10 protein-coding genes are annotated in these 13892 nt (G+C 62.4%); 4 read left to right on the forward strand and 6 right to left on the reverse strand.

Features of this window, described 5'->3' with window-relative positions:
* Nucleotides 1-34 precede the first annotated feature (34 nt).
* From AD665_RS19940 to AD665_RS19950, 3 genes are read left to right on the forward strand one after another with little or no spacing between them, the layout of a single operon-like run.
* Complete coding sequence (locus AD665_RS19940; RefSeq protein WP_053193312.1) at nt 35-1327, forward strand: hypothetical protein; 1293 nt, start codon at nt 35-37, stop codon at nt 1325-1327.
* Nucleotides 1328-1330: 3 nt separating this feature from the next.
* Nucleotides 1331-3142, forward strand: coding sequence for a hypothetical protein (locus AD665_RS19945; protein WP_024781163.1), 1812 nt, complete (start codon nt 1331-1333; stop codon nt 3140-3142).
* 33 nt (nt 3143-3175) lie between these two features.
* Entirely contained in the window at nt 3176-4225 is a 1050-nt protein-coding gene (locus AD665_RS19950) for a hypothetical protein (RefSeq protein ID WP_053193315.1), read from the forward strand.
* A 530-nt stretch (nt 4226-4755) separates the two neighbouring features.
* On the opposite strand, the gene AD665_RS19955 is transcribed toward AD665_RS19950, so the two are convergent.
* The 5 genes from AD665_RS19955 to ydiJ all read right to left on the reverse strand — a co-directional run bounded on the left by AD665_RS19955 (nt 4756) and on the right by ydiJ (nt 12302).
* Nucleotides 4756-5532 (reverse strand): alpha/beta fold hydrolase, encoded by a 777-nt coding sequence (locus AD665_RS19955; RefSeq protein ID WP_053193323.1) that lies wholly within the window; start codon nt 5530-5532, stop codon nt 4756-4758.
* A 23-nt stretch (nt 5533-5555) separates the two neighbouring features.
* Entirely contained in the window at nt 5556-6062 is a 507-nt protein-coding gene (locus AD665_RS19960; RefSeq protein ID WP_053193333.1) for a cytochrome P460 family protein, read from the reverse strand.
* Between the two features lie 22 nt (nt 6063-6084).
* Nucleotides 6085-7158 (reverse strand): alpha/beta fold hydrolase, encoded by a 1074-nt coding sequence (locus AD665_RS19965; protein WP_024779837.1) that lies wholly within the window; start codon nt 7156-7158, stop codon nt 6085-6087.
* 83 nt (nt 7159-7241) lie between these two features.
* Nucleotides 7242-8579, reverse strand: a complete 1338-nt coding sequence (locus AD665_RS19970; protein WP_053193344.1) for an epoxide hydrolase family protein — start codon at nt 8577-8579, stop codon at nt 7242-7244.
* A gap of 690 nt (nt 8580-9269) precedes the next feature.
* Complete coding sequence (ydiJ, locus tag AD665_RS19975; protein ID WP_053193350.1) at nt 9270-12302, reverse strand: D-2-hydroxyglutarate dehydrogenase YdiJ; 3033 nt, start codon at nt 12300-12302, stop codon at nt 9270-9272.
* A gap of 144 nt (nt 12303-12446) precedes the next feature.
* Here ydiJ and AD665_RS19980 point away from each other — a divergent pair, with 144 nt between their 5' ends.
* Complete coding sequence (locus tag AD665_RS19980; RefSeq protein ID WP_053193353.1) at nt 12447-13331, forward strand: LysR substrate-binding domain-containing protein; 885 nt, start codon at nt 12447-12449, stop codon at nt 13329-13331.
* Nucleotides 13332-13448: 117 nt separating this feature from the next.
* Here the strand turns inward: AD665_RS19980 and AD665_RS19985 are convergent, their stop codons facing one another.
* Nucleotides 13449-13790, reverse strand: a complete 342-nt coding sequence (locus tag AD665_RS19985; protein WP_024779834.1) for a hypothetical protein — start codon at nt 13788-13790, stop codon at nt 13449-13451.
* Nucleotides 13791-13892: the final 102 nt, after the last annotated feature.

Here is a 13892-nt window from a genome sequence, read left to right on the forward strand (position 1 = left end):
CCGCCAGTGAATCGACTCAAGACGAAGGATTGCCATGAAAACGTTCATCCTGATATTGCTGGGGATCGCCAGTCTGCCGGCCCTGGCTTTGAACCAGACCCGCGACCAGAGCACACCGACACAGGCCAGCACCCTGAATTGTCAGCCCCCCACCACGGCGCCCGCCGCCAACGCCAGCCAGGACCTGTTCGATCAGTACAGCTGGCAGATGTTCATCGCCATGAACTGGCCCGCCCAGCACGGGCAGCGCGGTGATCCCGACTGCAGCAAACAGCCAGGCGACGCCGGCTACACCGTCTGGCAAACCTACAAGACCGTGGAGGAAATCTTCCTGCCGCAGGGGGCGAATCCGGGCCCCTGGAATACCCCGCAGAAAGCCAAGAGCCTGGGCATCATCAACATTGCGGCATTGAAGAACAGCAGCCAGGTGAACGCCGTCGACCAGGCCGTCGGCGGTTGGCTGATCGACCAGGCTGGCAACCCGACCTACTACGATATTTCGGCCAACGAAAACTCTTACGACTACATCGTCAACAACCAGTACTACAACGCCGATGTCGTCTCCAAAGCCAACAACATCAGCTTTCCCAACGGCGTCATCGAGATCAAGTCGAGCTGGCGCATCCTGACCACCAGCGACAATGCCAGCCGCTACCTGACCCAGCTCGCCCGTGTCGCCACGTTCGATGACCAAGGCCAACGCACCGGCATCACCGAGGCCTACCTGGGCCTGGTGGGCCTGCACATCATCACCAAGGTGAACGGCTATCCGCAGTGGATATGGTCGACCTTCGAGCAGATCGACAACGTGCCGCCCAAGGCGCTGGTGCACGGTCAGTGGGTCGACCAACCGGCATCGGGCATGGCCTATTCCTACTTCAACGCCAACGCACCCGCCGCCAACCTCAACCAGTCGCCCTGTGATTGGCAGACCCAAGGCGCACACCTGGTCTGCGTGCCCAAGTCCGGGACCACGTTCCAGACCCCCAACCCATTGAACCGGGTCACGCCGATTGCCGAGGTCACCGACAAGGTAAACGCTGATTACCGCAGCAACCCCGACCTGCAGAAAAGCGTGTTGAAGTACTACCAACTCATCACCACCCAACGCCCGCTGATGCCGGACAACCCCAGTAACCCCCTGGGCCAGCCAACCCCGTCGCTCTCGGCCAACGTGACCATGGAAAGCTACATCCAGCCCAACAGCAGTTGCATGAACTGCCACTCCATGGCGACGCCGGTCAAGAGCCCCTACAAGTCCGATTTTTCCTACCTGTTCAAATTCGCCAATTCGCCGGTCATCAAATCCATCAAGGACGAGGAATAAATCATGAGTATCCTGAACGGACCTCGACTGAATTTCTGGGGCGGCATCCGCACCGACGTCAGCCTGCCGAACAACTCCCCCACCATCCCTTACGATGGCAACGACAACTGGCCGCTCTTCGACCTGACCACTTCAACCCTGGCACCGGGTGCGCAGTCCTACACCGATGACCAGTTGAACGACATGATCAACGCCCCCAACGGTGACTACTACACCGCCGGCGGCTGGAATCACTACGGGCAGCACGTCGTCGACATGCAGAACGCCTTGATCAGCTCCCAAGGGATACCGGGCGGCATCAGCACCACCGGCGACCTGGTGGGCCAGCCGGTCTACCTGCTTGGCTCGGTGGATCCGGTAACGGGCCAGGCGCCCGTCTCCGGCCCGATGATGGTGGACCTGGACCCCACCGGCACCACGACCACACAGATCTTCGTCGGTGGTCTGCAAATCGGCGGCAACAGCGACATCCAGCTGTTGATTCACAGCAATACCGTGTGCAGCAGCTTTGACGTGGCCGGGCGTGTGTTACTGCCGAAAAAGATGGATTCACCAGGCTCCTTTCACGCCAGCGGCACGTTCCAATTGACCTTTCCCCTGAGCAGCATCGTCAGCTGGAACACGAACAGCGCCGGCCTGCGCGCGATCATCCAGGCGCCGGGGGCAACGGGGATCGTCCTGCGTTTCGTCATGTTCGAAATGTGCCCGACGATGACCACCGAGCAACTGGACGCCGACTACGCAGCCGGCCGATACACCCCCAACCCGAGCATCGGCCGGGTCATTGGCACGCTGGCCCCAGCCTTCGCCGACGAGCCACTGAGCTGCCAGCCGGGCCGGCAACTGGTCAACCAGGACACGGGGAATGCCGGCTATGCCGACCTGGGCAATGGCAACGGTTACCTGAGCATCGACATGGTGAATGTCATTCCGAAGGAAACCTTCCGCGCCGTCAGGGACGACATCACCAGCCCCATCGGGCCCAACGCCAATTACGGCCCCGTCACCATCAGTGCCGGCACCACCACCCTGGCCACCCTGGACCCGACCAGCAGTCCGTTAGTGAACTACTACGTATACGGCGGCATCGTCGACCTGCCCATGACCGCCAGCCAGATACAAGCGGTGCAGACCAGCGCCCTGGCGATCAACGCCCCCGGCACAGTCGCCGACACCACCTTGCAGGCCACTGAATCGACCTATCGTCTGTATGCCGACCAGCGCAACGTCTACCTGGAGGACTACCCCAATGGCCTGTCGATTACCCTGCAGATCCGGTACCTGGGCGGGCCGGTGCCCAGCGCCACGGAAATCGGCGTGAAGGCGTCGGCGACCGCGGCCTATGTTCTGCCAAAATACTGGGATTTCCTTGATTTCCCCGACTCGCTGACTGTCAACGCCGGCCAGCTTGCCGTCAGCTTCCCCGTCACCGTCAAGCAGGCCAGTGCCGCCCAGGCGGGTTTCGTCACGCTGACCTGCACCGTCAATGGCGTGGACAGCAGCGCCTACTTCAGCAACTTCCGCAAATACGCCCAGACCGATTTCGGCATCCCCCAGGGCACCACCATCACCTGGCCGCTGATGTACCCCAACGTCCTGCGCTTTCACTACCTGGCCTTCCCCGCCATGTCGCGCTACATCCCGCTGAACCAGCCCGACGCGATCATGGGCGCCAAGAATCCCATCCTGGCGCGGACGTCGGATGCCTACAAAGGCACCACCTTGTTCATGCCCGTGGTGCGCTCGATGTCGCCCTGCCAGCGGGCGCTGCTGCGGGCCTACCTCACCGGTGAGCCGTGGCAACCGCCGCAGTGATCGTCCCCATCCTTCATGACGGAGAGAAGCTTCATGCCTATTCATATTCCTGCGCGACCGAGCGAAAGCCTGCGCCCGAGTACGATCATTGCCGAAGACCTGTTGAACCCTCGCGGCGTCTGCGTGCGGGCCGATGGCAGCCTGCTGCTGGTGGAGGCCGGCTCCGGCCTGCCGGAACAGACCTTCAGCGGTCGCATCAGTCGCCTGCGACCCGATCCCCACCGGCCCGGCGCCTACCTGCCCCGTGAAACCCTGGCGGATGGGTTTCGCGCCATGAACATGCAGGTACGTATGCTGCGTGATGAAATCATGGGGCTGTCGGACGTGGCCTGCGGAGATGGCCGTTATCTGGTGAGTCAGACCGATTACGTCGAAGGCTCCAAGCTGCTGGACCTGCAATTCACACCGCCCGAACCGGTGTTTCGCAGCCGTGGCAATCTCAATGCCCTGTGTTACCACCCCTCTCGCCGCAGTTGGCTGGCGGTCAAACCTGATACCAATCAGTTGGTGGAGTTCGTCGACGGCCAGGACGAGCGGGTATTGGTCCAGTTGCCTGAGCTGGACCAGGGCCAGGAAGCCGTGCCCGTGACGTTGGTGTATGAACCGGCGACAGACGCTGTGCTGATCAGCCTGTTCTCCGGCGAACGGCAAGGCGACCCCGCGCGCAAAGGCATCGACTTCGTCGACAAGGCAGGTCAGGTGATCCGGGTCCATCCCGGTAGCAGGCAGATCGAGCGACTGATCGATGGGCTGCAACTGCCGACAGGCCTGGCGCTGTGCCCGGCTGGAAACGTGCTGGTGCTGGAGCTCTGCGACCGCCTGCAACAGCCCCTGCTGCCGGACTGGAACGGCGAACCGCTGCATGGCGGCTTCACCCGGTTCACCGGTCGACTGTTGAGCTGCAACCTGCAGACCGCCCAGGTCACCGTGCTCGCCCAAGGCCTGGATACCCCGTCCAACCTGTGTGTAGTGGAAGATGCCGTTCTGGTGAGCGAAGGCATGGGCCTGACCGGACGTCGACTGCCCACGCCCGACGGCCATGTCGTCCCGCTCAGCGGCAGGCTTCGGCGGGTACAGCTTTAACGACTCGGGAACATTGTGGTAGCAGGATCTACGAGGTGACGCGGAAGAGTTGTGTGCGAGCCTGCTCGCGATGACGGCGGCACAGCCGACATCCCCGCAAGCTGACCCACCGCTATCGCGAGCAGGCTCGCTCCCACCCTGGTTTCGGGGTACGCAGCATCTGCATACGCCGCCCAACCCTGTGGGAGCCGGGCTTGCCCGCGAAGACGGCAGTACAGTCAACATCAATGCAAGTTGCCCCACCGCTTTCGCGAGCAAGGCCCGCTCCCACTCTGATCTCGGTCTGCTCACAACATCGGGGAAATGCCCCCAGTCCCTGTGGGAGCGAGCCTGCTCGCGATGACGGAGGCACAATCAACATCAATGCAAGCTGACCTACCGCCATCGCGAGCAAGCTCGATCCCACATTGGATTAGGGGGTACGCGGCATTTGCATACGCCATCGGCCCTATGGGCAATGGATGGCTTGATCGAAAGCCCCCCACGCATCGGGATTCGATGCGTGAGCGGCGCCCCTCAAGACACAGGAATCACTTCGCCGTAGCCGCTTCCTCGATCAACCGGGCCACCGGTTCCGGGTGGGACACCATCACCACATGGGAAGCCCCCTTGACCACCTTCACATCCCTCGCATCGGCGCGCTTGGCCATGAACGCCATGGCTTGCGGTGGAATGTTCTTGTCCTTGTCGCCGTAGATGTACCAGGACGGAATGTGTTTCCAGGCCGGTGTGCCCGCCTGCTCATTCAATGCCGCCTCGGTCACCGGACGCTGGTTTGCCGCCATCAACGCGGCCTGTGCGGCAGGAACGTCGGCGGCGAACTGGTCATGGAACTTGCCCTGCTGGATGTACAGGTCCTTGCCGCCATCGGCCAATGGGACAGGCACCGCCAGGGTCGGGCCGAGGGTGCTGCCGGGGAACTTCCCGGCCAGCCCGGCGACGGTTTCGCCCGCCTCGGGCGCGAAGGCGCTGACGTAGACCAGTGCCTTTACGTTGGCGTGGTCGTTGGCCGCTTCACTGATGACGTTGCCGCCATAGGAGTGGCCGACCAGCACCACCGGCGTCTGAATACTGCCCAACAGCGCCGAAACCGCAGCGCCATCACCCTTCACACTGCGCAAAGGGTTGGCAGCGGACACCACCGTGTAGCCATCCTTCTCGAGGATCTTTACCACACCATTCCAGCTCGACGCGTCGGCAAACGCGCCGTGCACGAGAACGACGGTAGGTTTTACAGTCTGCGCCGAGGCGCTGGCACCGATGAGCAGGGCCGCCGTGCAGGCCAGTGCAGCAATGACTTTTTTCATGGAGAACTCCTTGGATACCTGGTTTATGGAGCGAGACGCGTAAAGACAAAATCGTGGTTCTGCACCCGCGCCTGGTGGCAGGCGAAGCAGGTCTGGTGCTGGGCCTCGTCGGCGGGCTTGCCGTTGATAAAGCGACCGAACCCCCAGCCGCCGGTTGACGCATATTTCTTCGAGTCCTTGACCATCACCTGGACGGTGGTGGCCGCTCCAGGAATCGAGGCCGGCTCGAACTCCGGTGACTGCACGTGCTTCCAGGCCATCTTCACCAGGACCGTCCCCTCGGGGAACGGCAGGGTCGAATCCTGGTAAGCCTTGATGGCCCGGTCATTGCCCAGCACCGCTCGAAGCTCGTTCAGTGGCTCGGCTTCTTGCGCCGGCGCGATCAGCGCCCACTGGCGATAGCCATCGGGAAGCTTCACCCCATAGATCGGTGAAACCTCACCGCTGCCGGTATCACCCAAGGCGAGACCGGTGGTGATCAACGCCGCCGACGCAACAGCGGCGGATGCCGCCAGATGTTTGAGTTTCATTGTTGTTTTCCCTCGTGCCGAGTCAGAGATGATCGGCATCGATCACGGCTTGGGCGAAGGCTTGCGGGGCCTCCTGTGGCAAGTTGTGACCGACACCGCCACTGATCAGCCGATACTCGTACTTGCCGGTGAAACGCTTGGCATAGGCCTCGGCAGGTGGGTGCGGCGCACCATTGGCATCGCCTTCAAGGGTGATCGTCGGCACGCCAATGGACGGGAACGCCGCCAGTTTCTTCTCCAGCGCGTCGTACTTGGCCTCGCCCTTGATCAGGCCCAGGCGCCAGCGGTAGTTGAAGATCGATACCGGGACGTGATCGGGGTTCTGCAAGGCGGCTGCGCTGCGGTCATAGGTCGCGTCGTCGAAGTCCCACTTCGGCGAGGCGAGTTTCCAGATCAGCTTGGCGAAGTCATGGGTGTTCTTTTCATAGCCCAGGCGACCACGCTCGGTCGCAAAGTAGAACTGGTACCACCACTGCAACTCGGCGGCCGGCGGCAACGGTGTCTTGCCGGCCTCCTGGCTGCCGATCAGGTAGCCACTCACCGCCACCAATGCCTTCACCCGCTCCGGCCACAACGCCGCGACGATGTCGGCAGTGCGAGCGCCCCAGTCATAGCCGCCGAGAACGGCCTGCTTGATGTGCAGCGCGTCCATGAAGTCGATCAAGTCGCTGGCCAGCGCCGCAGGCTGGCCGTTACGCACGGTCTTGGCCGACAGGAAACGGGTATCGCCATAACCCCGTGCATAGGGAATCAGCACGCGATAGCCCTTCTGGGCCAGCGCTGGCGCCACATCGGTGTAGCTATGGATGTCGTAGGGCCAACCGTGCAGCAGGATGACCACCGGCCCATCGGCGGGGCCGACTTCAGCGTAGGAAACGTCCAGCAAACCTGCCTTGACGTGCTTCAACGGGCCGAACGAAGTGTTGGTTCCCGGCGTAATGGCACCGATAGTACCGGCCGGCACCTCGGCAGCGCTGGCCTGTGACGAGGTCACGGCCAGGGCGCCCAATTGCATCATGGCGACCGCCAGGAGAGCCGGCGCGAGCAGACGCCGGCGCCGTGGTTTGGAGGTGTGGTTCAACAGGGTCGTAGTCATGGTGAGTCTCCCTTGCGAACCGCCGCTCGGCGGTTGCGAGTTGTGAAATCGAAAGTGTCTGCCGGACGTACGGCGGTGCCGGATTATTTCGCCACTGCACGCAGTGGCCGGAATGCTTCACGCAGTTCTTCGCTGAATAGCTGAGGCTGCTCCCAGGCGGCGAAGTGGCCGCCCTTGCTGACTTCGTTGAAGTAGGACAGCGACGGATAGGCGCGCTGTGCCCAGGTCTTGGGCGCCTGATAGATTTCGTGCGGGAACACGGTGATCGCCACCGGCACCTTGATATCCGTGGTCTTCTGCGCGGCCGCGCTGAAGTTATTGTTGTTGTTCTCCCAATAGAAACGGGAGGACGACGCGCCGGTGTCGGTCAGCCAATAGAGACTGATGTCATCGAGCATTTCATCGCGGCTGAGCACGCGTTCAGGCTTGCCGTCACTGTCGGTCCAGGCCGCGAATTTCTCGTACATCCACGCCGCCGTGCCGGTGGGCGAGTCGGCCAGCAGGTAGCCGAGGGTCTGCGGCCGGGTCACCATCATCGCGCCGTAGGCCGCGTGACGACCGAAGAACGTACTCAGGGAGGTGTAGGCCCGGCGTTCCGGATCGGTCAGCCCGGCGGGTGCCGGATCACCGCTGTTGATCGGCTTCACCAGCTCCGGCGGCACGGTGGCCGGCATGTTCAGGTGGATGCCCAGCAACCCGGGCGGCGCCAGACGGCCCAGCGCATCGGAAATCACCGAGCCATGATCGCCGCCCTGGGACACGTAATGGCTGTAGCCCAGGCGCTTCATCAGCACGTCCCAGGCCTTCGCCACCCGGTCGGGGCCCCAACCCAATTCGGTCGGCTTGCCGGAAAAGCCATGGCCGGGAATCGACGGGATGATCACATCGAAAGCATCTTCCGCACGGCCACCGTAAGCGGTTGGGTCGGTGAGCGGGCCGATGGTCTTGAGGAATTCGAACTGGGAACCCGGCCAACCGTGAGTGAGGATCAGCGGCATGGCGTTGGGGTGGCGCGAACGCACGTGGATGAACTGAATGTCGACGCCATCGATGGTGGTGATGAACTCCGGCAAGGCATTGAGCTTGGCCTCGGCCTTGCGCCAGTCATAACCATCGCCCCAGTAGTTCACCAGCGCCTGGACCTGGGCCAGTTGCACGCCCTGGGAGACGTCGTTGACGGTTTCCTTGTCGGGCCAGCGGGTGGCCGCGATGCGTTTGCGCAATTCGGTCAACTGCGCTTCATCGACGTGAATGCGGTACGGGCGAATAGCCTCCGACCCGGCCGGTGCGGCACTGGCGGTGGGGTTGTCAGCAGCCAGTGTGACGCCACTGCCGGCAAACAGGGCAAGACCGACCACGCTGACGAGGGCGGATGACGCCAGACAGCGTTGCCAGGTAAAAGCGGAAGAAGCTGCTTGCATGGTGGTTCTCCTTTTGACTAATCGGCTCAAGCAGCTCGATCAAACCATCGCGATGCCCCATGGAGGATTGCACCATGGTGTCGGTCGATACCTAGGTATGACGTGCGCGGTTTCGTGTGCTGTCTCGACGTGGGTCATTTAAGGACGGACAGGTATCGCGGATGTGTCAGCAACGGCTCGTAAAGAAACAGTCCGTATCGACAGGGGGGTGGGATACACAGAGATACATTGGAGCTAAGCCACGGAACTGTGGGAGCGGGCTTGCTCGCGAAGGGTGGCACATTCAACATCACTGCAAGCTGACCCACCGCTATCGCGAGCAGGCTCGCTCCCACAGGGGATTTGGGGTGGGCATGATTTCTGTGGGCAACTCGGACAACCCATGTGGGAGCGAGCCTGCTCGCGATGGCGACGGCACATTCAACATCACTGCAAGCTGACCCACCGCTATCGCGAGCAGGCTCGCTCCCACAGGGGATTTGGGGTGGGCATGAGTTCTGTGGGCAATTCGGACAACCCATGTGGGAGCGAGCCTGCTCGCGATGACGGTGGCACATTCAACATGGATGCATGCTGACCCACCGCTTTCGCGAGCAAGCCCGCTCCCACAGAGGACCTGGGGGTGGGCTTGACTGGCGTGGACGACTCGAGAACTTCAGGGACCGGCATCAGTCGGTCCCTTTCTTTTCGTCAGCCGCGCCGCCCAACCAACACCTGCTCCAACACCACCTCCAGCGGATGCCGCAGTTGCTTGTCCGCCAACCGTTTCACCTGGCTGCGGCACGAGTACCCCGTCGCCAATGCCTCCCCTTCCTTGTCCAGCTTGCCGGCCCAGGACTGTTCGAAAATGGTTCGCGAGGTGTCCTGGTTGCGCAGTTCATGGCCATAGGTGCCGGACATGCCGCAGCAGCCCGTCGCCTCGATCGCCAGCTTGAGCCCCAACTTGGTGAACACGGTTTGCCACTGGGAGGTGCTGGCGGGCACGTTGGTCTTTTCGGTGCAGTGCGCCAGCAGGCGGAACGTCCGGGCAACAGGAGTTGGCTGCTGCGGAACCGCATCGATCAGCCATTCCTGAGGCAACAGGACTTTCGGGCAAGCCTTGAGCCCTGGCACTTTCTGATATTCCTGGCGGTAGACCAGAGTCATGGCCGGGTCGAGGCCCACCAGGGGCACCGAGCAGTCGGCGAGTGCCTGGAGCTGGGTAGCATTGCGGATCGCCGCCTTGTTGAAGGCACCGAGGAAGCCCTGCACATGCAATGGCTTGCCATTGGCGCTGTACGGCGCCAGGAAGACCCGGTAGCCCAACTGATGCGCCAGCTCGATAAAAGAGGCCAGCAACGGCGTTTCGAAGTAGCGGGTGAAGGCGTCCTGCACCAGTACCACACTGCGCTCCCGTTGCGCCGGCGTGAGCTCACGCAGGGCCGGTACGCTGGCGACCGCGACCTTGCAGCGGCTCAAGGTGGCCTGGAAGTTGTAGCGACTGATCAGCGGGCTGTCGACCATGCCTACCTGGTTCGCCAACAGTCGGCTCAACCATGTCGAGCCCATCACCGCGTTGTAGAGGCCCGGCGCGTAGGCCATGTAGGGAATGGTGAATTCCAGCGAGCCGATCAGGTAGTCACGCAGCGGCCGTTGATAGCGGCCATGGTAGAGCTGCAGGAAACGCGAGCGGAACTCCGGCACATTGACCTTGATCGGGCATTGTCCCGCGCAGGATTTGCAGGCCAGGCAGCCGGCCATGGCGTCATAGACTTCGTGGGAGAAATCCGCCTCGCCCCGTGAGCGCGCCAGACTGTTGCGCAGCCGCGCCGGCAACGCCTTCAACCACGACGCACCGCCCCGCGCCGCTTCCAGCACATCGACATTGGCCGCGCCCTGCAGACGCAACCATTCACGCATCAGCGATGCCCGCCCCTTGGGGGAATGCTGGCGTTCGCGGGTGGCTTTCCAGGACGGGCACATGGCGTCGTCGGGGTCAAAGTTGTAGCAGGCGCCATTGCCGTTGCAGTGCACGGCAGTGCCGTAACTTTGCCAGACACGCTCGTCGATCTGCCGATCCAGGTCACCCCGCAGTGTCACCTCGTTGACCTTGAGCAGGCCTTCGGCGGCGTCCGGCGGTGTGCAGATCTTGCCAGGGTTGAGCTGGTTATGGGGATCGAACGCGCCCTTGAGCGATTGCAGCGCCGGGTACAAGTCGCCAAAGAACGCCGGCACGTACTCCGAACGCAGACCCTTGCCGTGTTCCCCCCAGAGCAAGCCGCCGTAACGCTGGGTGAGTTCGGCCACGGCATCGGAAATCGGCTTGACCAGCGCGGCCTGGGCCGGGTCTTTCATGTCCAGTGCCGGACGCACGTGCAACACACCGGCGTCGACATGACCGAACATGCCGTAGCTCAAGCCGTGGCCGTCCAGCAGAGCGCGAAACTCGGCGATGTAGTCGGCCAGCCGCTCCGGTGGCACCGCGGTGTCCTCCACGAACGGCTGCGGACGGACCTCGCCTTCGACGTTGCCCAACAACCCGACCGAGCGCTTGCGCATGGTATAGACGCGGTTCACCGCCTCGGCCCCTTCCGCCAGCGTATGGCCCAGGCGCTCGATGGTGGTATCGCGCTGCAGATGCACCACGAAGGCCGCTACATTGGCGTTCACTTGCGCAACGTCGTCGCCGCTGAACTCCACCAGATTGATGCCCAGGGTCGGGCGCTCGGCGTCAGCCGGGAAATACTCGGCGACGCTGTGCCAGACGATGTCTTTCATCGCCAGCATCAATACCCTGGAGTCCACCGTTTCGATGGACAGCGGTTTATGGGCCAGCAATGCGTTCGCATCGCGCAAGGCATCCATGAAGCTGCCATAGCGCACGTTCACCAACACCGAATACTTGGGAATCGGCAACACGTTGAGCTTGGCCTCGACCACGAACCCCAGCGAACCCTCGGCGCCACACAGCACGCTGTTGAGGTTGAAGCGACCGTGGTCATCGCGCAGGTGCGCCAGGTCGTAACCGGTCAGGCAACGGTTGAGCTTGGGGAACACCGACTCGATCAGCTCGGCCTGGGTTTCCTGGATCTGCCGGGCGGTGCGGTATACCTCGCCGATACGGCCGGTATCGGCGCACGCTGTTTCCAACTCGGCGTCGGACAGTGGCTGGGTGTGCAAGTGCTCACCGCCGAGCAGCACGCTGTGCAGCTCCAGCACATGGTCGCGGGTCTTGCCGTAGGTGCAACTGCCCTGGCCGCTGGCATCGGTGTTGATCATGCCGCCCACGGTGGCGCGGTTGGAGGTCGACAGCTCTGGCGCGAAGAACAACCCGTGGGGCTTGAGCGCGGCATTGAGCTGGTCCTTGACCACACCGGCCTGCACCCGGACCCAACGCTCGGCCACGTTGATTTCGAGGATAGTGTTCATGTGCCGCGACAGATCGACCACGATGCCGTCGGTCAGCGATTGACCGTTGGTCCCGGTGCCCCCGCCCCGTGGCGTCAGCTTGATCTGGCGAAACCGTGGTTCGGCCATCAGCGTGGCAATGCGCGCAACGTCCTCGGCGTCCCGGGGAAAGACCGCTGCCTGCGGCAGACGCTGGTAAATCGAGTTGTCGGTCGCCAACACGGTACGGGTGCCGTAGTCAGCGCTCAGGTGACCACGAAAGCCGCTGGCGCGCAGGGCCTCGATAAATTCCGGGTAGTGGGCCGCGGGGGCAACCACGGGCAGTTGGGCAATCATTAACGGCCTCTTAGGGGGCTAATCACGTAAATACTTGTCGTCGGCGCATGAATAGGTCAGGCTCGGAACGACCTGCGCCAATGTTCCTTCAGGTTCCCGGCGCAGACAACCAGATAATCCTGCCGCTATCGATGACTTTTGTGAATGAATTACCGTCACCTCACGCCATCCATGTCACTGCTGCTGGCATTTGAAGCCGCCGCTCGACATCAAAGCTACACCCGGGCCGCGGTCGAACTCTCACTGACGCAAAGTGCCGTCAGCCGACAAGTCCAGGCGTTGGAAGAGCAACTGGGGCTGACGCTGTTTCGTCGCGAAGGCCGGCAGGTCCGGCTGACCGATGTCGGTCGCCTCTACCAACGGGAGATGAGCGAGGCGCTCGGACGCATCCGTAGCGCGACCCTGCAGGCCATGGCGTATCAATCCGGCAGCGGTACCCTGCGCCTGGCGACGTTACCGACCTTCGGTTCGAAATGGCTGCTGCCGCGCCTGCATGAGTTCTACAAGACCCACCCCGGTATCCTGGTGCACATCAGCTCCCGGATCGACGCCTTTGACTTCGACACCAGCGACATCGATGCCGCCATCGTCGTCGGTACTTCCGGCCTGCCGGGCCTGATCAGCCACCGCCTGCACGCTGAAGAACTGATCGTGATCATCTCGGCTCAAGCGGCCAAGGCCCATGAGACGTGGACGCCGGAACGGATCAGCGAACAGATGCTGCTCAATGTGGCGAACAATCCCAACGTCTGGGGCGACTGGTTCAGTCACTACACCCTGCCCCACGCCAGGATGCGCCTGGGGCCCAGCTTCGAACTTACCTCGCACTTGATCCAGGCGGTGCGTGCGGATATCGGCATTGGCCTGGTGCCCCGCATCCTGGTAGCCGACGAGTTGGCCAATGGCGAGCTGATCGGCCTTGACCTGCCGTTCGCCAGCCGGCGCAGTTACTACCTCACCTACCCGCCGCGCAACGAAATGCTGCCGTCTTTGCGGGCGTTTCGTGGCTGGTTGCTGGAACAGATCTGACAGTCCGCAGTTATCGCGGACATAAAAAAACCCCGTAACCAGATGGGTCACGGGGCAAGGATTTGGTTGGTTGCGGCCAACCAAAGGAGCTCTGTGAAAAGCGTCTACCCGCCGGGATCAGATGCAATCCTCTGCGGCACGCTCAAAACTCGAAGGCAGCAGGTTCGAGGCCAGCAGGTGCCGCTCATAGATGAACACCTTGCCGCCATTCCCGGCCTTATAGGCCTCCAGCACGTTGTCCGCGGAGATTTTGCTCGGCACGACGATCCGGTAGCTGCGCTGGGTCTGTGAGACCAGCGGGTTCAACTGACTGTCCTGCAGTTTCGGTATGACGCACTCGGCATACTCGGCCGGGGTCTTTTGGGTCTGCAGGGTCAGCGTCGGATCATTTGGCGCGGAAGCACAACCGGCGAGCAGCAAAGAGGCGAGCGCCATGACAGGCACGAATAAAAAGCGCATCAGTTTCATCCCGAAAATAAAGAGGGTCAGGCTAGAAGGACGATGGATCGCTGTTGCGTCATGTCTTGAGCCACCTGTTCGATGGGTGCAATTGTCCAACGA

The sequence above is a fragment of the Pseudomonas corrugata genome, assembly GCF_001269905.1.
Classification (GTDB): domain Bacteria; phylum Pseudomonadota; class Gammaproteobacteria; order Pseudomonadales; family Pseudomonadaceae; genus Aquipseudomonas; species Aquipseudomonas corrugata.